This window comes from Chryseobacterium balustinum, assembly GCF_900168205.1.
Classification (GTDB): Bacteria; Bacteroidota; Bacteroidia; order Flavobacteriales; family Weeksellaceae; genus Chryseobacterium; species Chryseobacterium balustinum.
Genome location: NZ_FUZE01000022.1, coordinates 20,815 through 41,317, shown reverse-complemented (window position 1 = coordinate 41,317; position 20,503 = coordinate 20,815). Strand labels below are relative to the sequence as shown.

Annotated in this window: 17 protein-coding genes; 9 read left to right on the top strand and 8 right to left on the bottom strand. The window is 32.3% G+C overall.

Features of this window, described 5'->3' with window-relative positions:
- The first annotated feature begins 197 nt into the window (after window positions 1–197).
- The gene (locus B5X64_RS18420; protein WP_066674482.1) at window positions 198–1,190 is read left to right on the top strand and encodes a DUF2971 domain-containing protein; all 993 of its coding nucleotides are present in this window, start codon (window positions 198–200) and stop codon (window positions 1,188–1,190) included.
- A gap of 53 nt (window positions 1,191–1,243) precedes the next feature.
- On the opposite strand, the gene B5X64_RS18415 is transcribed toward B5X64_RS18420, so the two are convergent.
- The 6 genes from B5X64_RS18415 to B5X64_RS18390 all read right to left on the bottom strand — a co-directional run bounded on the left by B5X64_RS18415 (window position 1,244) and on the right by B5X64_RS18390 (window position 8,360).
- Window positions 1,244–2,080, bottom strand: coding sequence for a hypothetical protein (locus tag B5X64_RS18415; RefSeq protein WP_079466634.1), 837 nt, complete (start codon window positions 2,078–2,080; stop codon window positions 1,244–1,246).
- Window positions 2,081–2,231: 151 nt separating this feature from the next.
- The gene (locus B5X64_RS18410; protein ID WP_066674487.1) at window positions 2,232–3,740 is read right to left on the bottom strand and encodes an ATP-binding protein; all 1,509 of its coding nucleotides are present in this window, start codon (window positions 3,738–3,740) and stop codon (window positions 2,232–2,234) included.
- Entirely contained in the window at window positions 3,730–4,275 is a 546-nt protein-coding gene (locus B5X64_RS18405; protein ID WP_164463444.1) for a DUF4062 domain-containing protein, read from the bottom strand. Before B5X64_RS18405 ends, B5X64_RS18410 begins: the two co-directional genes overlap by 11 nt.
- A 74-nt stretch (window positions 4,276–4,349) precedes the next feature.
- On the bottom strand, window positions 4,350–6,467 hold the full coding sequence (locus B5X64_RS18400; protein WP_079466632.1) for a type IA DNA topoisomerase: 2,118 nt from the start codon (window positions 6,465–6,467) through the stop codon (window positions 4,350–4,352).
- A gap of 51 nt (window positions 6,468–6,518) precedes the next feature.
- Entirely contained in the window at window positions 6,519–7,973 is a 1,455-nt protein-coding gene (locus B5X64_RS18395; RefSeq protein WP_079466631.1) for a DUF3945 domain-containing protein, read from the bottom strand.
- A 105-nt stretch (window positions 7,974–8,078) separates the two neighbouring features.
- Complete coding sequence (locus tag B5X64_RS18390) at window positions 8,079–8,360, bottom strand: helix-turn-helix domain-containing protein (protein WP_066674499.1); 282 nt, start codon at window positions 8,358–8,360, stop codon at window positions 8,079–8,081.
- A gap of 351 nt (window positions 8,361–8,711) precedes the next feature.
- Between B5X64_RS18390 and B5X64_RS18385 the strand changes: the two genes are divergently transcribed.
- From B5X64_RS18385 to B5X64_RS18350, 8 genes are all read left to right on the top strand, one after another.
- On the top strand, window positions 8,712–9,782 hold the full coding sequence (locus B5X64_RS18385) for a hypothetical protein (RefSeq protein ID WP_079466630.1): 1,071 nt from the start codon (window positions 8,712–8,714) through the stop codon (window positions 9,780–9,782).
- A 45-nt stretch (window positions 9,783–9,827) separates the two neighbouring features.
- Window positions 9,828–10,586 carry a DUF2971 domain-containing protein gene (locus B5X64_RS18380; RefSeq protein ID WP_079466629.1) on the top strand — a complete coding sequence of 253 codons (759 nt, stop codon included), beginning with the start codon at window positions 9,828–9,830 and terminating at the stop codon, window positions 10,584–10,586.
- A gap of 391 nt (window positions 10,587–10,977) precedes the next feature.
- Window positions 10,978–12,195, top strand: coding sequence for an MBL fold metallo-hydrolase (locus tag B5X64_RS18375; protein WP_066674512.1), 1,218 nt, complete (start codon window positions 10,978–10,980; stop codon window positions 12,193–12,195).
- Window positions 12,192–13,481: a trypsin-like peptidase domain-containing protein gene (locus B5X64_RS18370; protein ID WP_079466628.1), complete on the top strand. Its 1,290-nt coding sequence runs from the start codon at window positions 12,192–12,194 to the stop codon at window positions 13,479–13,481. Before B5X64_RS18375 ends, B5X64_RS18370 begins: the two co-directional genes overlap by 4 nt.
- A complete protein-coding gene (locus tag B5X64_RS18365; RefSeq protein WP_079466627.1) occupies window positions 13,468–14,019 on the top strand; it encodes an ABC-three component system middle component 1 in 552 nt (183 codons plus the stop codon). The genes B5X64_RS18370 and B5X64_RS18365 overlap by 14 nt, the downstream gene beginning before the upstream one ends.
- Complete coding sequence (locus tag B5X64_RS18360; protein ID WP_066674529.1) at window positions 14,006–17,161, top strand: AAA family ATPase; 3,156 nt, start codon at window positions 14,006–14,008, stop codon at window positions 17,159–17,161. Before B5X64_RS18365 ends, B5X64_RS18360 begins: the two co-directional genes overlap by 14 nt.
- Window positions 17,162–17,670: 509 nt before the next feature.
- A complete protein-coding gene (locus B5X64_RS18355) occupies window positions 17,671–17,919 on the top strand; it encodes a hypothetical protein (protein ID WP_066674532.1) in 249 nt (82 codons plus the stop codon).
- Window positions 17,916–18,653 (top strand): ATPase, encoded by a 738-nt coding sequence (locus B5X64_RS18350; RefSeq protein ID WP_066674533.1) that lies wholly within the window; start codon window positions 17,916–17,918, stop codon window positions 18,651–18,653. The genes B5X64_RS18355 and B5X64_RS18350 overlap by 4 nt, the downstream gene beginning before the upstream one ends.
- Window positions 18,654–18,656: 3 nt before the next feature.
- Here the strand turns inward: B5X64_RS18350 and mobB are convergent, their stop codons facing one another.
- Together mobB and mobA are read right to left on the bottom strand one after the other, a co-directional pair.
- Window positions 18,657–19,946, bottom strand: a complete 1,290-nt coding sequence (gene mobB, locus B5X64_RS18345) for a conjugal transfer protein MobB (RefSeq protein WP_079466626.1) — start codon at window positions 19,944–19,946, stop codon at window positions 18,657–18,659.
- Between the two features lie 6 nt (window positions 19,947–19,952).
- On the bottom strand, window positions 19,953–20,384 hold the full coding sequence (gene mobA / locus B5X64_RS18340; protein ID WP_079466625.1) for a conjugal transfer protein MobA: 432 nt from the start codon (window positions 20,382–20,384) through the stop codon (window positions 19,953–19,955).
- Window positions 20,385–20,503 lie beyond the last annotated feature (119 nt).

The window sequence follows — 20,503 nt, the reverse complement described above, 5'->3', positions numbered from 1 at the left end:
ATAATAATTATTACAATAAATGTATTGATCTGAAAATTAAAATTTAGTTTTATAATACATTAATTCAGTCAAAGATGGAATTTTTATAAGAATATTTAGTAAAATTGATGTGGGAAAATTCGCACTCTATTATTGATAATGGCTTTAATTTTCTTAATTTTATAGTGTAACATTTTAGAAATTAGAGAAAAAAATCTATGGATAACAAAACCAAAATGACAAGTGGATTATGGAGAAATTTTGAACATGACCTTGCCAACATCATTCTGAAATATGCTTTTAAAGAAGAAAATCTTAATACCAATGAACCTCTTGGTAGAATCGTTTATCATTATGCCTCTTTACCGAGCTTCAGCGCAATTATTCAGTCTCAATCACTCTTTTGTACTAATTTGAATTATTTGAACGATAAAAAAGAGTTTAAATTCGGAGTTGAACAGGTTTTGAAAGTTATTGATAAATTACAGCTTGAAAATTATTCAGATTCAATTTTGAATGAGGTTAAGGAAAAAATTGAAGATTTTTATAAAACGGAACGTTTCGTAACTTGTTTTTCGAAAGAAGGTGATATGCTAAGTCAATGGAGAGCTTATGCAAATCAAGGAAAGGGAATTTCTATTGGATTCGATTTACACAGCCTCGAAGACTCAATTGAGCAGCCACTAAAAGGCTCACCGGTTTTATACAATAATCAAAAGCAACTGAAAACTATAGAAGATATTATTAAGATTATTATTGAAAACTATGAACAGATAAAAGATAGGTTTGACTGGAGTGATTATGGTTATGAAAGACTTGCAAGACTTTCAATCATTGATTTCCTGCATAGAATAGTATCCAGTTATAAGAGTGATGGCTTTGAAGAAGAAAAAGAATTCAGGCTGGAATATAGTATTGATGGAAATTTTGTTAAACATGGTGATGATGAAGTACTTTACAGAGCTACTGAAACAATGCTGGTACCCTATGTAATTCTGCAAAATAAATATTCAGAATACAAAAAACGTATTGCAGAAAGTGGCGATACGGTTGAGCATACGTTTATCAATAAAAAACTTCCCATTAAGGAAATTATTGTGGGTCCCTCTCTAGATTTTGATCTTACAAAGGCATCATTGCAAGGATTATTGAAAAAATTGGAATATGAAAATGTAATAATTAAAAAATCAAAGATTCCTTATCGAATATAGTGAAAGCTTGGTTTAAAGCTTTTGATAATGTCAGATTTTACCATTGTATTTTTTTAGACTGGATAATAGATACGCCATTTCTTGTCATATGATTTTTTCTTCATGTTATACTCCAGATAGAAATCAAATTCCTGCTCATACTCTAAAAAGGGTTCGAATTGACTTTCCTCATATCCTGATTGTTCCAGATAGTATCCTAAGGCCTGATGATATGGGTAAGTAAAATTCATTTTTGAATAATACTCAAACAATACTTCTGTATTAAGCTTTCCTTTTGCTGATTCAAAGGCTTTTAGCACACTGTGTGACCCTCCTGCATAAAATGGACGGACTGTGCAATCTATTAATGTTCTTTCTAGATCAGCAATAAAATATTGTTGAGATTTCTTGACTCCTATATTATCTTGAAACTGCCCGGTAATAATATGGATTTGATGACCTTTTAGCACTCTCTTATTTGTTGCTAATCTTGGATCTTTTTTAAATGATGCATCTATTGAATGCTGTGTCAACACATTTTCTGATTGCTGGTCATAAGGCTTCCTTTCTTTGACCATAAAAATATCATATGAAAGTTCTTCTACTAATGAATGAATGTATAATGAAGTTTGGTAGCTGAAAAAAGAAATTCTGGAGACAGCCGAATATATTTCTAAAATATCCACATCAGTGCTGAAACAATATAGATTAGGAGTTCCTAAAATTTTTTCTTTAACAAATTTATTAATAACAAAATCCTTTACTTCTTCCCTCTTGCGACTTTTTAAACCTCTACTGTCTTTAATCACAGAAATGACATCATTGAGTTCACTATCATTGATTACCGGGATAATGATCTTAGAAATATAGAATTCCATTATGGGTAAATAATATTCTAAATCTTTAACCATAAATATAATTAATTAACTATCAACGACTTAACCATTAAATACAATTAACACGGCTTCAGAATTACATATATGTAATTCTGAAGCCAAAGTTATGTTATTTTTTTTAAAAAGTCAAATCTTTTTTTTCATGCTTAGAATCAAATTAAGTGCATCAATTATTATTTCTTACCGCATCAAATTGTTTTTTTAGTGCATCATTTAAAGTATATTCTCTATATTTATCTGAGCCTATTCTTGTAATTAAATTACCTGCGTTTAATAATAGAAGATCTCTTTGAATTGTTGCTCTGGAGCTGTTAAAGCGGGAAACCAGATCTTTTAGAGTAACTGAGTTTTCGGTATACATAAGTTTAACTGTATGTTTTAATCTAGTCTTTACTGCATCATTTACCGCATCATTTACTGCATCATTTACTGCATCATTTACTGCATCATCTACAGCATCATTAATAACATAAGCATCCTTACTATTATTAGCTCTATCTTCTGACTCGTTACCAGTATTAGCAACAGGACCGTAAAAAGTTAATACAACCTCATTGCTTTTATTAGTCCATTTAGGTTCTCTAAGCCCTGAAGCTTTACATTCTTCAATTATTTTAACTGTTCCACGTCCTAACTTATCAATATAACCCAATAAAAATACAATTTGTGCGATATCTGGATTTGCTGGAAATGAACGGTGATTTTTCTTTAAATCAGAAACCTTCATATCTTCAGGTAGATTACCACTATTTGCAATTACAAAAGAATCCGGATAAATTGAAATTGTCAGATGACTGTTAAACCTACTATAATCTCTGTGAATTAAGGCATTTATAATACCTTCTTGTAATGCCTTTTCAGGATATTGAAAATCAAAACGTCTCCATTCTTCATGTGAGAATATACTTTTTGTTCCCATACCAGAAACAAACTTTTCTAACTTTTCTCTGATAACAAATAAATTTCCTTCTAGTAGCTCATCTCTTACTAAGCTGTCTCCAGTTTTATTACTTGGATATTCAGTTAAGCGTACTCGGGTTTGCGGTAAAAACTGCCCAGGGTTTTTGGAAAAAAGTACAATACATGCATTAGAAAAGGATCCATTATTAAATAAACCGTAATGGCTTAAAAATTCTAATTCATCCTCTCCCTGATAACTGCTTCTATTGTTTACTTTAGCATCATTCATTACTGACTGTATACCTTTATGATCTAAATCTTCCCATTCAAAACCTAAAGAAGCCTGTCTCTCCCAATGAAGTTCACTTTTCTGGCGGTCATGTATTAATGCTGAAAGCTCTTTAGAGTCTGCTTTACTGGTATATTTTCCTTTTCTGTAATAGATATCACCATTAAATATATAAGGCTGTCTTGTTCCTTCCCAAACTTTAAATATTAAAAATGAATTACCATTGAATAATTCTTCGAAAACTTCAATAGGACTTTCCGGGATAATTGTATTTATTAGAAAAGACTTAATATCACTAAGATTGTATTGATTTGAAATACCTTTAAGTTTACCTGAATCAGTAACTCCGACAATTAAATTTCCTCCTTTATGATTTAATAGACTAGAAAGAGTTATAGCTATCTGATTTAAATCTAAATCTTCAAGAAATGCCAAGGTATCATTCTCTCCTTTTTGAACTAAATTTTTAAGATTACTATTTTCCATTTTTCAATTCATTTAAATCTTTTTCAAATCTTGGGTAATCTTCAAATAAAGTCTTAATAAACGGACTTCCATCTAATTCATACTTACTAAACTCCTGTGTCCACAATCTATTTTGTAAAGGAAGCCCATGTCCTATAGCTAAATTATACATTTCTATAACTTCTAAACTATCTAAAACAGTAGTTTTATCTAATTTGAACTCTTTTCTATTTCCATGTTCATCATACATAACTTTTCTAAGTAAAGTTCTTAAAAACGGAATATGAGAATGAGCTAAAAAACCTCTTGGTTTATTTAGCTCGACTGCTTTAGCAAACTCTTTATGAGTAATTCCTGATCCGTAATGTGGGAAAATAATTCCGAAAAAAAAATCGCACTCTTCTACAGCGGCTAAACAAGATTCTTCAGGAGACAGACCTGGTTTTGGATAAACAGTTCCCATATGCGAACAAAGAACCTGGTATCCAAAACGTACCAACGTAGCATATATTGATTCAATAATATGTTGACTACCATGCACAGTAGAAGATAACATTATTTTGATCTTAGGTTTGGTGGGCATATGTAACCGATAATATTAGTTTGTAACAAATATAAGTTAATTCTATATTATTTCTTTAAAATTGGATTTATGAATTCAAAAGACGTAGTTAGATCATCTTTCAAAACAATATAGGCATTAAAATTTTCACCGTTTTTACTCTTCATGTTTTTGATTAATGATGTTTTGTTTTGAGTTAATAATAACGTAAGATCTTTAATACTGAGTTGTACTCCGCATATCATTCTAAAGAGAATCCAATTACACTGTTCATCTGGGCATTTAACGATTTTCTCTTTGATGATAAGGTTGTGCTTTTGACATTTAGGGCATTTGAGTTCGGGAATATTTTTTTGGGGGATATTTAGCGATAAAAGTTCTTTGGTAATTTCTGCGGTATAATCTTTAATATTATTAATGAATTGTTTTGGATCGAGTTCATTTTTTTCGATTTGATTAAATGCCATCTCCCACTCTGCGGTCATCTGGACATTGGCAATTTTCTTGTCTTTTACTAGATGATAGACCTGTAAGCCTTTGTTGGTAGGAATCAGTGTTTTATTTTTTCTTGTGATATAATTTCTGTTGATCAATATTTCAATAATCGAAGCTCTAGTTGCAGGAGTGCCGATTCCGATACTGGCTAAGGCTTTTTGCTGTTCCTTGTCTTCGATATGTCTTCCTGCATTTTCCATGGCAGATAAAAGATCTGCTTCCGTAAAGAGTTTTGGAGGATAGGTCTGTTTTTCCAGCAGTTCTGTTTTTGAGATTTTTAGTTCCTCTCCTTTTTTGAACTCCGGAAGTTCCAAAAGCAAGAGTTTTGTATCATTGTCGGAATTATGAGTCTGGTTTGGATGAGTATCATCAGACAATATACCTTTGATAGCACGCCATCCTTTAATGAGTATTTTTGAACCTTTTATACTGAACTCATAGTGATGGACTTTGATTGTTACATGAGTAATTTGTTTGGAACAGTGCTCCGACAATGATTCTAATAGTCGGTATACAATCATCTGATAAATAGATTTTTCACTGGCTGTCAAAGCGGATGGAATTTTTGTTGTGGGTAAAAGACCGTGATGATCTGTTACTTTCAGATCGTTGACGATACGTTTGTTGAAGTTTCCGAATTTTAGCGTAGTGATGGCTGATTTGAATGGATCAGTTTGCTTCAATATTCTAATCAATTCCGGGATTTCTGCCCAAAGATCTTCGGGAATATATTTGCTCCCGGTTCTTGGATAGGTAATAAATTTCTTTTCGTAAAGGCTTTGCGCAGTCTGCAAGACTTCATCAGCAGACAATCCAAGCTTTCTATTGGCTTCTTTTTGGAGTTCCGTCAAATCAAAAAGCAATGGAGCTGGTTCTTTTACACTACTGACTGATACATCTTCTACAGTCGCCCTTCCCTCCCTTTCTATGGATTTTTGAATTTGCTCTGTTGCCTTCTTATCATCCCACTGCTGATTGGAAAGACTTGTAAAATCCAAATAATCCTTTCGATGTTTTAGCCGGATTTGCCAATATTTCTTTTGCGTGAAATTTTGATGGTCTTCAAATCTTTTACAGATAAGAGAAAGTGTAGGTGTCTGAACCCTTCCCAAAGAATAGACATCTTTGTTAGCAGCAATGCTCAATGATTGGCTGGCATTGATTCCGACAAGCCAGTCTGCTTCGCTTCTTGCTTTAGCAGACCGATACAATCCGTCGAAATCTGAGCCGGGTTGCAATTTTTCAAAACCTTCACGAATGGCTCTTTCAGTCAATGAACTAATCCAAAGCCTTACAAAAGGCTTTTTGCATTTCAGATAATCGTAGATATATCGGAAAATCAGTTCGCCTTCCCTTCCAGCATCGGTAGCAACGATAATACTTGTACATTGGTTTATAACATATTGTATTACTTTCAACTGTTTTAAAGCGGATGGATCGGGCTGATAATAACTTGCTTTTTTGATTTTTCTTGGGATTACTATAAATGGGTTTGGAAAGATCGGTAAAGAGGCTTGTTCAAAGCCTCTTATACCATAATCTTCCGGCATTCCCAATGACACCAAATGACCCAATGCCCAGGTTACATAATAGCCGTTACCTTTGAGATAGCCGTCTTTTCTTTCATTTACGTGTAATATTTGGGCGATTTCTCTCGCAACACTGGGTTTTTCTGCAATGATTGCTTTCATATTTTGGATTTGTTTATTTATTGATATTGATGTGATATGGATTGTTGGTAGCTACATTTTGCGTCCTTTAGATTTAGCAGGCTTATTCTGCTGATCTTCCTGCTGTTTGTTAGCCGGTTGCTGTTGCTTGGGCTGTAAAGGTTCTTTAAGATTCTTAGTAGCCTCATTTGTTTTACCATCAGAATTGACTGCCTTCTGGGTTTTATTGTCTTCTGAAGGTTGAGATTTTTCTTTAAGTTTGTTGGGATTGGTAAAAGAAAAATCTGTTTTGGAGGTTTCTTTGTTGAAAGTAATATAGCCTTGGTAAGCTTTGCCTTTGCCGTCTGCTAATCCATCTACATACACTGTTTCTCCTGCTTTGAATTTTTCATATTTTTTATCATCCAGTTCATGTCCTCTGAAAACTTTAGGTGCTTCCCCATCTTTGTTCTGAAACGTCTGACCGGATTGATTCTTCGGTTGAGTCAGTTGCTGTGACTGATTATTGTTGAATAAAAATTCTACATAACGCTTGTCTGCATTGAACTGAACGGTAGCATTGAACAATTCTCCTTTTTTTGAGGTCATGCCTTCGAGATAAAGAGGTTTGCCTTCAGATAATATCTGTTGCTGATGTTCATCGAGCTTGACACCTTTAATCTCATCAGGGATTTTCATATACTCTGTTTTGTAAGCGACGAGCTCATTGGTCAGACGGTCACGGCTGATGATTGAAGGGATGATTTCATCGGTCTTTGGATTCACTAGATTGACTACCCTACCCATGTTTCCTGACTCTCTTAGGTTCTTTTTATCCTCTTCAGAGAACTCATGACCGAGAAATTTCAGATTGAGATTAGGTTCTTTACGGATTCCGTGCAGGTGAACGGCAACTTCTCCGTTATCGGCAGTTTGTAATGATAATCTTACATCCATCCTGCTTACAGCAGTTCCCAGATTAATGGTGATGGGAACCAAATTATTGGTTTTAAAACCCCTCAGTAAAGGATCTAAGGCATTCATCTTTTCCAGTTTTTCCTGATTGAGGCCGAATTTTCCCATCGTTTTCCAGTCGATCTGTTCCGGTTGAAAACGGTATTCCTGATTGTCTTTGTTGGTTTGTTCCATTGTATTGCTGTTTTTTATATTGTTGTTATTTTTTGTTGAAACGATATACTCTTTTAGTTTCTCCAATTCTGCAGGTGACGCCTGATCAATATACTGCTGGAGCTCTTTTGCCGTGTTGACAGCATCATATTCGGACACTTTGAAAAAATTGAAATGAGAAGGATTTTTTAACTGTCTGTAGAAATTGGAAAAGAAATTGGAGAAAACATCTCCATGTTTATCAACACGAATTAATTGTTCATTATCCTTTTTTTCTTCGGGAGGTAACTTTTGCAGATTGCCGTCTTTATCCACTCCCTTAACCATTTCCACAGTATTGGTATTGATATTAAGAACCAATAAAGTATCAGATACGGGTTTAAGATGGCTGACTTCCTGAGGCTTTATATCTTCTTCCATTGCATTTATTTATAGAAGTGAAAATAAAAGCTAGATTGAAAGATGGTTAAAGGTTGGCAGTCAACATATCTGTTTTGAAGTGGATGGTGTTGAACTTAACATCATTCATTTGCGCAGACTTTCTCTAATCAGTTGATGAACATCAGAAAGTTTGTAGTACAATTTTCCACTGATGGTATAGTAAGGGAGTTTTTTATCAGTACGGTAACGCTGTAATGATCGTGAACTTATTTTTAAGAGTTGCAGTACATCCTGATTATCAAGCAGTACCTCTCCGTCAATCTCAATGTATTTCGCTTGGTTAGATATGATTTGTTCTTTAAGAATGTCGAATCTTTCTAAGATTCTCTCCATCCACGCAATAAATTCTGTTCTTTCGATATTCATAACAATCAATTTTAATTGAATGATCAGATAATCTTTGAATTGATAAGCTGATCATTTTTGTTTTTGTAAAATTGACTAACGTGAATCATATAAAATCACTACCTTTTCGTAGTACCGAAAATATTTTTGGTAATCAAATTTTTGAAATAGGAATAAAATACTTAAAAAGGTTCAAAAAAAACAAACTTATTAGTTATCATAAATTTTAAAACAAAGGCTTTTAGCACTTTTCAAATAGCTATTTGTTTTTATCTTTGAGTTAATATTAATAATAGATACAGAACTTCTTTAACAGTAGATTTGTTTATAAAAATATAATTTAACAGTGATCTAAATCAACAAATGATAGTAATGTCAGAAAAAGTTTCGTTTGAAGAAGCATTGCTTCTTTTTAATACAATATTTGATGAAGCGTATAGAGAATATAGTTCTATGGAGTTAAATGAATCAGAGATAAAAGAACTAGTATATAGCAGCAAAGTCTATTTGCATTCATTTTCTGAAAACAGAAAATGTTCTGTAAAATATTGTAGAAAAAAAGCAGTAAAATCACATTTATTTCAAGAATCAATTCTTAGAAAAAATTCACATAATGGACATTTTATTTATCCTGCATCCGATCTCGATAAGAAAAAAATAAAGATCAGTAAAATTGGAATAAATAAAGCCCTAACATTTCCTGGATTTTGTGAAACCCACGAGAATATGTTCGAATATGAAAAAAAAGAACAACTTGATTATGAACATGAGCTACGAACATTAATCTATAAAGCAATTTGTTATCATAATGTCTATTGGGAAATTGTATTAAAAAAAACAGAAAATTCTATCAATGAACTTATTAAGAAAAGGCATGAAAAATTCGAGAGATCCACAAATGGAAAATACCGAAGTTTATTTAAGGCTTTGAATATTGAATTAAAGGATCTTCATTTTACAGATCCTAGACATAACGATTTCGACCAATTTTTAAACAAAAGGAAGAAGACAATTAAAGAAACTTTAATATTTAAAAGACTGGCCTGGAAGGACATTGAATTAAATAAGGATGAAAATTTAAGTTCTCACACCATTGAAATAGATAAAGTGATTCCTATTTTCTTTTGCTATCTGGGTAATCTGACAATTAAGAATGAGGATTTAGAATTTAATAACATGGCTTGCGTAATTATTCACCCATTTAAAGAAAGTACTAAGTTAATTTTTACGACAAAAAATGAAAATTTCGGCGTTCTTAAAAAACTACTGGATAGATTAGATATAGATTCGACATTAAACTTTATCTTATCATCTTTATTATATGTATCAGATAATTGGTTGATGAATGAAAACTTCTATAATAAATATATTCCTGTCAAGTTAAAAGCATTTTTAGAATCTGCACATACTTTACCTTTAAGTCCTAAAAATTCGAATTTGTAATTTGGAATTTCATTCTAATAAAACAATTAAACATCAATAAAAAAGATGAAAAGTGATATAAAAATGGGAAATTTTCCTCAATCAATTATTAGTAAAAATTACAATACGCCAATTTACAGATGCATTCATTTTGAAAGGCTTTTAGAAATGCTGTCACTGAAAAACATAGTCTTGGTAAGAACTAAAATGTGGGAAGATCCCTACGAGAATTTTTTATTCAAAACAAAGATAAGATTTGGCTCGCATTACACATCTTTGGGCTCATTTACGGATTCCCTCTATGGGCAATGTTGGACAATGAAAAAAGAAACAGACGCTATATGGCGAATCTATTCACCGACAAAACAGTCCGTCATTATTAAAACGAAAATTTCAAAACTTGCCAAAGCGGTATTTGATTCAGAAACACTATTGAAAGACCGATTTGATACTTGGCGTAAGGCCATTGCACCTGTGGCGTATTTTTCAAAAAATAAAATGCAAAATGTGATTCATCAGTATTCGTGTTTAGCCCTACCAGACGCAAAGATAGCTTTCGATTCATTATTTATCAAAAGAAATGAATTTAGCCATGAGCATGAGGTAAGGGTAATCATTCAAAAAAGAGGTCAAACAGAAGATGATTTCAATAAAGATGGTGAAAGGAAATTTGTTAAACTTCCAATAGATCCAAATGACTTTATTGAAGAAATTTTATTAGATCCCAGAATTAATGAAAGTCAAAAAGATTTATATTCAAACATATTCAGATCTGCTGGTTATAATGGAAAAATAAATAAATCTACTTTATATGATACTTTTTGACAGACAGTTACGGGTATGCTAAAATTCTGGACAATCACACGGATGAGGAAATCCGAGAAATGTCAAGTAAAAAATAGTATAAATTTTGAAAATATTACTGAAAACTCATATTACGGGAATCCGTATTATGAGTTTTTATATATAGTTTACCTTTGATTATGTACTTGTATTAAGTATTGGTTGATCACATTTCATTGAAATATACTAATCAATTGTAAATTTACTGAAACAACTTTTAGATGAGATAAGTTTTAGTTTATTGGTCTCAAACTTAAACGAAGTGATGGTAATGTACTATAAATATCTTCTTGATTAAGAATAAAAATTACCCTTTAACGTATTTCAAAATGCAAAAATAATTATATATTTATGATCATCTAATAACCATTTAATGCTCACAGTACATTTATTACCTGTTCTCTATGGCGACACTATCCTTATCGATGCTTTTGATGAAGGAAAAAAAATTAATACTAATATATTGATTGACTGTGGATTTAATTTTGAGTCAGAAATTCTTCCTATACTAAATAAGTATCATAAGGCAGGAAAAAAGCTTCATCGTTTTATAATTACTCACTATGATGATGATCATATTAATAGTGCCGCAAAATTCATCAAAGAAAATGGATCAGCACAAAGACCTAAAATAATTGAGATAGATCAGGTATGGCTTAATGCATACAAACACCTGCAATTTGAAAAGAAGAAACTTCCAGTACCGGATGAGAATCAGCTAAACTTACTAAGGAATTTTATTGCTTCGCAAAAAGTTGACACTACCAAAAAGCAAACTGAAATTGGTGCAAAACAAGCTTCAAAATTAGGTAAGGAATTACTCTCACAAAATTACTCATGGAATGAGGACTTTAATGGCAACGCCGTTTGCATTGAACATGCCACAACAATCTTTGTAAACGATAACGTGTCGATTACTTTAGTTGGGCCTAATAAGCAGCAACTGGAATCCATTGATAACGAGTTTAAAAAAGCTCTAAAAGCACAAGGTATAAAAGTTGCAGATACGCATTTTGTTGATGATGCTTTTGAATTGTTTATAAAATCGCTTAGTGCTAAAGATATTGAGACTTATAGTGGCGTTATTAAAGGCTCAATTAGAAAGCCAATAACGTCAGAGGGCATTAAATTAATTAAATCAGAATATAAACCAGACAAACGGGTCGGAAATGGAAGCTCTATATCATTTATTTTAAATGCAGATGGAAAAAAAATACTAATGCTTGCTGATGCACATGCAGAACCTGTGATGGAACAACTAAAAAGTCTATATCCTGATCAGCCTTGTCTTTTTTTTGATGCAATAAAAGTTAGCCACCATGGAAGCTTTGGAAACAATCCAAAAGAATTATATGAATTAATCGATAGTGCTAATTATCTTATTTCAACAAATGGAAGGCATCCTTCTCATATGCATCCTGACATTGAAACAATTGCATTTATTATTCACCGGCCTTTACGTGGAACTATTACTAACAGGAAATTAATTTTCAATTATTTCCCTAAACATCTTGCTCGGATCTTTGATGAAGACTTAATGAAGGAATTTAATTATACTGCTGAAGTTTCCAACGAATTAAAGTTGCCATGATAGATATTAAAAATTTACAGAATTGTACATGGAAAGTCTTGGATAATGAAGGATTTCCTGTAGGTACCGCTTTCTTCGCAGAGGAAAATATGTTGGTAACATCTCTACATGCTGTTGAGGACTTTATGGACAAAAAATTTCATGTAGAAAATCGTCAAGAGAATAAGATTGTAGTTTCTGTTAAAGACCATTGTAAAGAAAATGATCTTGCTATTTTGATTACAGACGAGTATGTTTCAAAACATATTGTTATTTTATGTAGTGAGGAGCCCTTATTAAAGGCTGAATGGTCCGCATTTGGATTTCCGGCCACTAAGGAAGGGTTAGTAGTGGGTAGTAAATTGGAAGGAACCATTTTTGATATCATATCTGTAAAGCACACTCACGACCTCGTATTAGAAACCCCAGGAATCAAGTTGTGCAATGAATATAGCGGATTTTCAGGCTCAGGAGTAATAAATGCAAGGCAGGAAATAACATCAGTGTTACGATATAAAGATGTAAACAACTTATGCTCGGTAAGTATAAAAAAAGCAGAAAACTTTTTAAAGAAAAATGGTATATCAGTTATTGATGATCAATTAGATGATTTTTCAGTTTATATGCCCAAAGCATTTGATTACGCAGAAGAACCCTTAAAATCAATTGGGATAGCTTTTGCCAAACAAGTAGCTAAGAAGACTTCTCCTCAGGCAATAGCGAGTATTTTACATGGTAAATTAATGACTCCAGAACTGGATGGCTCATTGAATAAGATAATTCAATTTCTTAAAAATCAAGTTGACGTAAATAATGAGTTGTGGAAAGCGTGGTTAGAGTTTTTAAGTTACGTACAAATGCTGAAAGGAGAATATGGTGATATCAATGCTGTATATATTTCTCTCCCAAACACAGAGGTGTCAAAATTTATCGAGGGTGTCGAAACAAAAATAGTTCAAGATATTCAATTAACTCTGAAATTTTTCTTTACTGAAGAGGCTCAATATTTCTCTATAGCTAAACAGCATCTATTAGATAAATCTATTGCTGGGACTTTACAAAATAACCATTGTCATATTTTTCACTCACATAAAACGTTGTTTGGTTTACACCCTTTCACAAAGGAAGACAAAAAAAACATCGTTTTTGACATTTATAGCCAGTCAGACGCCGGTTTAAATATTGCTGGCAATATTGATTATGGAGTTTTAAGTTTTTCACAATTGGCGTTAGGTATCGCAGCTAGCACAACCATCGCAGAGGCGACCCAAAATCTTACTAAAATATTTAATGATGCAATTAGTTAAATCACAACAAATAATAGACGAATTAGCAAAATTTGATGATTACTTTAGTTCATCTGATACGGATTGTTGGAAGACATTATCAGGAACTATACATCTATATGTATTTTCAACAATTTACGAAACTGTGAAGGATCTTGAAGAGAACTACAAGGAATTGCGTGATCATGTAGCCATAAGTTTCCAAAGTAGAACACTTCAAAATCCTGCTGAGCGTTGGAACCTTTATATTTTGTATTTAGTGAAAGAGTTCGTACCTCAAGAACTTAAACAGATAATTCTTCAAGACAAGTTTTCAGCCAGAAAAATGGTTTGTTCAACAGGAGACGATGAAATTACTGATGAATACGTTAATAGCATAATAAGTAAAACACTTATTGATATTGATATTCCTGAAAGACAGTTGTCGATTGATAGGCTTGAAGAATTAATGATTGCTAGCCATCCTGAAGTTGCAGCTGCTATTGAAAAGATAGATGCAATGAATACTAGAGAAAATTTAAAACAACTCATTAAATTTCTAAGCGATGAGCAAAATTAAAAATATTAAAATTAATGATTTTCGAATTTATAACGAAGAACAGGAGTTTAGCTTCGTTAATGATGAATCGATTTCAAATCTAATGGTAATTTATGCACCGAACGGCTTCGGCAAAACGTCGTTCTTTGATGCAGTTGAGTGGTGCTATGCTAGTAAACTCAGGCGCTTTGAATCGGATGTACTCGGTCAGGAAATTAATCGTAGAGACTATTCAAGTGGGGATAAAATCTTGCTTACAAATAGGCAAGGTTATAAAAATGGGAAAAGCGGTTCAGTGAAAATTCTAACTACAGACGACAAAGTAATTGAACGAACAGCCACCGAGCGAAAAGCTAAAAATTTTGAATACAAATATGATTACCGGACGGTCAGTAGCTTAAATTCTGATTATGCGCAAGATGTTCTCGATCGGTTGGTTAAAACTAATATTTTGACTCAGGATCAAATAGATGAATTTTTACGCCATACTAAACCTGATGAAAGATTTTTTCAATTGCAAAATTTTTGGCCAGAAGGTGAAAGTGCTCTTTCCATTCTCAAAAAGATAGACAGTTATCAGAACATGTTGACTATTGAAAAGAGTGAAATCATCTCAAATATAGATAATGCAAAGAAACAAATTAAGGATTTTTTAAATGCCGGAGATCAAATTGGACCAATTAATGCTGCAATTCAGGAACTAACTGAAAAAACTTCAACAGAGTTTAAAATGGAGGCTTTGGCATCTAATGTCAATAGAGAGACTTACCAAGTGATTTTAAGTACCACACAAACCTATATCGAAAGAGCGAAACTCATCGAACAACGAGCTTTTGCACAAATTTCTATGCTGGAAGCTCTCCAAAAGGCAATGCCAGAGTATCATATATGGCTAAAAAGCCATCCCATCTTAAATGAAGATTTCAATAAGCTTTCTGAGTTGGAGAAATTGTATACCGACCTTAATACTTACAATGCTTCAGGAAATTCTATGGAAGCAAATTTTTTAATTATTTCCAATTCTAGTCAAAAAATAACTCGTTTATTATCGCTGGTCAGCGAAGTTGATACTATTTATAAAAATATTACTCAGCAACAAAATGTCCTTCATGATTTCCGTCGGGATATCGATAAACACCTGTATCAATTACAAACTTCAAAATCATCAAATCTTGTTCTGCAATCAACTTTAGAAGAATGGGAGCAGCAACGTGATGCACTTGATCGTAAATTAAAAGAATGGGATACAGAGCTGGAAAACTACAGATTTTGGAATACAGATGCTGAAAAAAGGAGAGCTAAAATTAAAGAACTAAATGAGCAACTTTCAGAAAAAGAATCTGCTTTATCTTTAAAACTTTCTTCTCGTCAATTGCTACAATCAATTGCTGAAAGCAAAGGATTTGAATCATTGCCAGTTCAGGACAAAGAAAAACTTTCCTATGACTTTACAATAAGAAACGAGCTGGTTAAACATTTACTTGCCAACAAGATTAATATTGACAAGTTACAGAATGATCTTGATAATAGTGCGAATTTGGACGAAATTTTTGACAGAGTTATTGAATGGGGAGAGGATTACGTTAGGAAAACAGACATTAACCACTGTCCACTATGCGCAACAGATTTTAATGAAGTTTCTAATCTATTAGCAAAAATTGAGGAACAAAAGACTTCTAAAACAATAACTGTTACATTAAAGTCGCAACTAGATATAGCAAAGTCGGACGAAATATTGATCAAAGAAAAAATCGGTGCACTTGATCAGAAGTTTTTAACTTTTATCAATCAAGAAATTGAACTTTGCAACACGGAAATATCGAAATTGCAAATTGAGAGGGACAAAACTTCAAGTGAAATAACTAATGTACAAAGTGCTCTGCAGAATTCAACTCGATCTGTAAATCTAAGTTTATTACAACTTAGACCTGAAACTACTGTTGATGACTTAAATACCCCATTAGACTTTGAAACTATTAAATCAGAAATGAAGTCAAAACTATCTAAAATTAGACTAAGATTTTTAAGACTAGAAAATGTTGTAAAATATAGATCTCAAAAAATCTCTTCTATTGAAAATGATATTTCGATCTTAAAAAATAGGATTTCAACTGCTGAAAACAATATCGCAATTTCTCGTGCTGACCGACTTTTGGTTGAAGCTGAGCAATTAGTGAAAGAATTAAATTTACCGAGTGATAGTTTTCATCAAATAGAATTGCAGCGTAGGTTAGATGAGATTACACATCAGTTGACCAAGGCACAAAACGAAAAATTGGAAAATGAAGCGAAAATCGCAGAGATTCGACACAATATCAGTTCATTTTCCATTCAGTACAATGAGGCAGAAATTCCTGGCTTAAAAATAGTCAAGAACAACGAAATCAATGATATTCAGCAAAAGACTTCAACTTATATCAATCAGTTCAAACAGTTTTCACAAGACGGGGAGCCGTCAGAAGAATTTTTCCGTAATGAATTAGAGATACTTAAACTCTACCATCAAAATCTGATTATAGAAGTTAAAGATCTTGAGAATTTGGCAGTAAGCCTGAAGGTTATAGAAAAGAATGTTTTGAAAAATACACTGGAAAAAGATTTGGAGAAATGGGAATTGCAGATTAAACCATTAGACGATTCACTCGACAAAGTCATAGAGGCAAGAAAAACTTCTGAAACTTACATTAATGGGGAAATCAATAAATACTTTAATCAAGAGGTGATTAATCAGATATATTCTAGGATTGAGCCTCACCCAAATCTTAACCAAATAAAAATTAGTCCTAAAGTTACCGAAAAAGGACCTATTTTGAATATTAAAGCTATCAGTAATGACGAAGAATTAGATCCTTCTTTATATTTAAGCGCTGGTCAGCTAAACGTTTTATCTTTGAGTATATTTTTGGCCAAAGCATTTGAAACACGAAATGATGAGATAGATACCATTTTCATGGACGATCCGATTCAAAACCTAAGTGATATTAACATACTCTCCTTTATTGATCTTATTCGAACAATGATAACTAAGTATAACAGGCAAATTGTAATTTCTTCACATGACGAAAATTTCTACAAACTTATGCGAAATAAAATGCCTTCAGATGCTTTTAACGTTCGTTATTACGAAATTCAAAGTTTTGGTAAAGCGACTCATGTTAAATAATTAATAGGTGGTTTATAGAGAATATGAAAATTCTATTTGGAATGATACTTTATTATAATCAGAGAAGGTTATGTTGCGGTTTCACCGGTACTATTGCTAATTAAAATCTTTGAGGATCAGAGATCTATTTATAGACGTTAATTAGCAGTGTAATTTGTTTATTAAGGTTAACACTTTTAAGATGCAAACAAAGCGATATAAGAATGGCATAAAAGAAGGTTCACCTCCTAATTTGAGTAATTTCTCTAATAGCTATTATTCATAATCTTTCTTGCAAAGCGGAATATTATTTTAATGCCATTTCGGTAAGCTTAAAAGTTAATAATAATCAATTAAATCTCACAAGATGATAGGTCAATATATTGCTTGGAAAATCATCTTTGGATAAACATTCAATATCAAAAAAAATGAATTATTTAAAAAATTTCATTACATCAAAACCTTTGTAAATCATCAAAATTATCTCTTAAAGAATATTTCGTATATTCGTAAGTACAATTTATTCAATAATGTCAGACAGAAGAAAACAAAGAACGAAACGAATATTGCAAAGTACTACCAGAAGTCTTTTACGATCTGCAAGAAGAGCTTCGGAAAATTCTCAGAGAATTTCAAGAGCTTTAGGTATTTCGTATGAGGTAATCAGAGATGGTAAAATCTACCGTATCGAAGGTGATAAAACCAAGGAGGTAGGGATAATTTCTAAAGTGGTTTCAGAAAAAACAGGTCTAAAGAAAGGAAGTAAAATACATTTATGACCAAAAGACTTCGCATATTCTGTGGTCCTAATGGCTCTGGAAAATCTACTTTATTTTCAGAATTCATTAAGAATAAATTCAATCCAGGATTATTTGTCAATTCAGATAATATTGAATCAGAAATTTCAGAAAAAAAATTTTTAGATCTATCTTCTTTTAACCTCGATCTCACACAAACTGATTTAGATAGTTTTCTTACAGAACCTAATTCAATAACCTTAATTGAAAAAGCAAAAACTAAAGGATTTTCTCTTGAAATCAAAATTTCAGAAAATGTAATTTTAGATATTTCAAAAAACAAAAACAGTTATTCTGCTGGACTTATATCCTCTTTTATAAGAAAGCATCTAATGTTAGACAATAGATCATTTTCTTTCGAATCTGTCATGAGCCATCCTTCTAAACTCTATGAATTAAAATTAGCAAAGGAGCTGAATTACAAAACTTATCTTTATTTTGTGTGCATTGACGATCCTGATGTAAATGTTTCGAGAGTAAATAACCGGGTAGTAAAAGGAGGACATGCGGTACCCGATTTAAGCATTAAAGAAAGATATATTAAAACTCTTGAAAATCTTTATCCTGCCATGCAATTGGTTGATAAAGCCTATTTGTTTGACAATTCTGACCAAATGAATATGATTGCTGAAATGGAAAATCAAATCATTACTTTACATGTTGATGAAGATCATATTCCCAATTGGTTCTTAAAATATCTTATTAACAGAGAATAAAACTTATCCTCTAAATCTCCTGTTATTTTTCTTACTTTTCCTTTTCATTCGATTCTCAAAATCCAATTCTTCATAGTCTTCACCTTGCATTTGTGGTAAAATGCTACCGAACTCATCTATTTTAGAAGCTGAATTATCATTTAAAAAATCAAACAATTCATGTGGTTTTTCTGGATTTAAAATTTCAGAATTATTCTGAACCATATTTTGTTTTTCACCATCATTATTTATTTGTTTTTCCGGATTAACTCCCTCATTCCAAATTTGATTAAAAGCATTAGCGGAAAACTCCTTCCCAAGTCGAGAACCATTCCAAACTGACTTAGACTGATGATCGATAAAAGTGATTCCATAGATTCGTCCGGAGGCATTACGTCGGACTACGGTACTGATTCCCATATCCTTCAGCTTACTTTTAAATTCAGATTCATTGTGTTGTGTTTTCATTACAAATTTTAAAGCTTCTTTTAAAGTCTCATGAACAGATCTTAATTTAAGTTTGTTATTCGAATTCAAAAAATGACTATCCAGAGCCCTTACTCCCGCATCCTTACCAAATACTGATGCTTTAAAAGGCTGGCTGACTTTCTCGCCTTTATCATTCAAAGCAAAATATAAAAGTCCATTCTTCAAAATTCCATTTTCTATTTTATCAACTTTCTCGCAGCTGATGTCATACAATGAAAGTAAAGCATTATACTCTCCCATCGTCTGGAATTGATAATAATTCGAAATATTCCGAATTACAGAAGCTAGCTGACTTTTCACATCCCCTGACTGATAATTTACGGGACTGAAAAACTTTTCATTTTGTACAGATTCTTTATGTGCAGCACTAAACAGTTGATATTTTTGTTCCAATTCACGGCAAATTTTCATTGACTTTCTTTTTTCAAACTTGTCCGATATTTTTTTTCCCATTTCATCAACCCCAATACTTACAATGTGAATATGGGTACGGCTGATATCTGTATGCTTAAACACGACGAACGGCTGTTCACCGAAACCCATTGCGTTCATATATTCCTGAGCAATTTGCACAAAATCTCCATCTGAAACTTTATCGTTAGGATCTGGGTTAAGAGATATATGCAATGTTGGTTTCTCTGTATTCTTATTGGCAATTAAATAGGGTTCAAAGGATTTTACTAATTGGGCAACGGTATAATTTCCGTCTGTCGTTTCAATCATTTTGTTCATCAATAATATTTCCCCATTTTCGTTGTCAACTTTCAGCTGATTATATGCTAAAGCTCCAAATAAATTACTTCCTCTTCCAATTTTAGCAATCATACCAATTCATTTTTGAAGATGATTTTTATTAAATTCTTCAGTTAAATCGATAATTTTCTTGCAAAGATTAGCTACTTCAACAGTTTGTTTTTCTAACTTGTATAGAAATGCGGCTGCTTTTTTCTCAGTAAAACGACTGTATAAAAGTTTAACTACCTGATTATAATTTACACCTACAGCACGAAACTGACCAAAAAGAGAGGTCAGCCTCATGTAAAAATCAGATGTTCCCTTATCAATTTTCACTGTCTTAATTTCCTTATTGAACAATAATGAAACAATGAATTTGGCTTTATTATTCATTCCAGAAGCTTCAAAAAGACTTAATAGCTGTGCATTTTCATCATCAGTCAACCGAAAAACATGGCGATGTACGCTTGGATTAATCTTAGGATTTCTTCCACCTTTGTTTTGTTTTATGTTCTTTTTATGTTCCATCTATGTTAATTTAATTTATAAAAAACTGACTTCGGAAGTTTTTTCCAGCCCTCTGCAAGAGCAAGTTGTTTTAAGGCACAAAAAACAGTTATGAGGCACTCAAAACACAACTTGCTGTG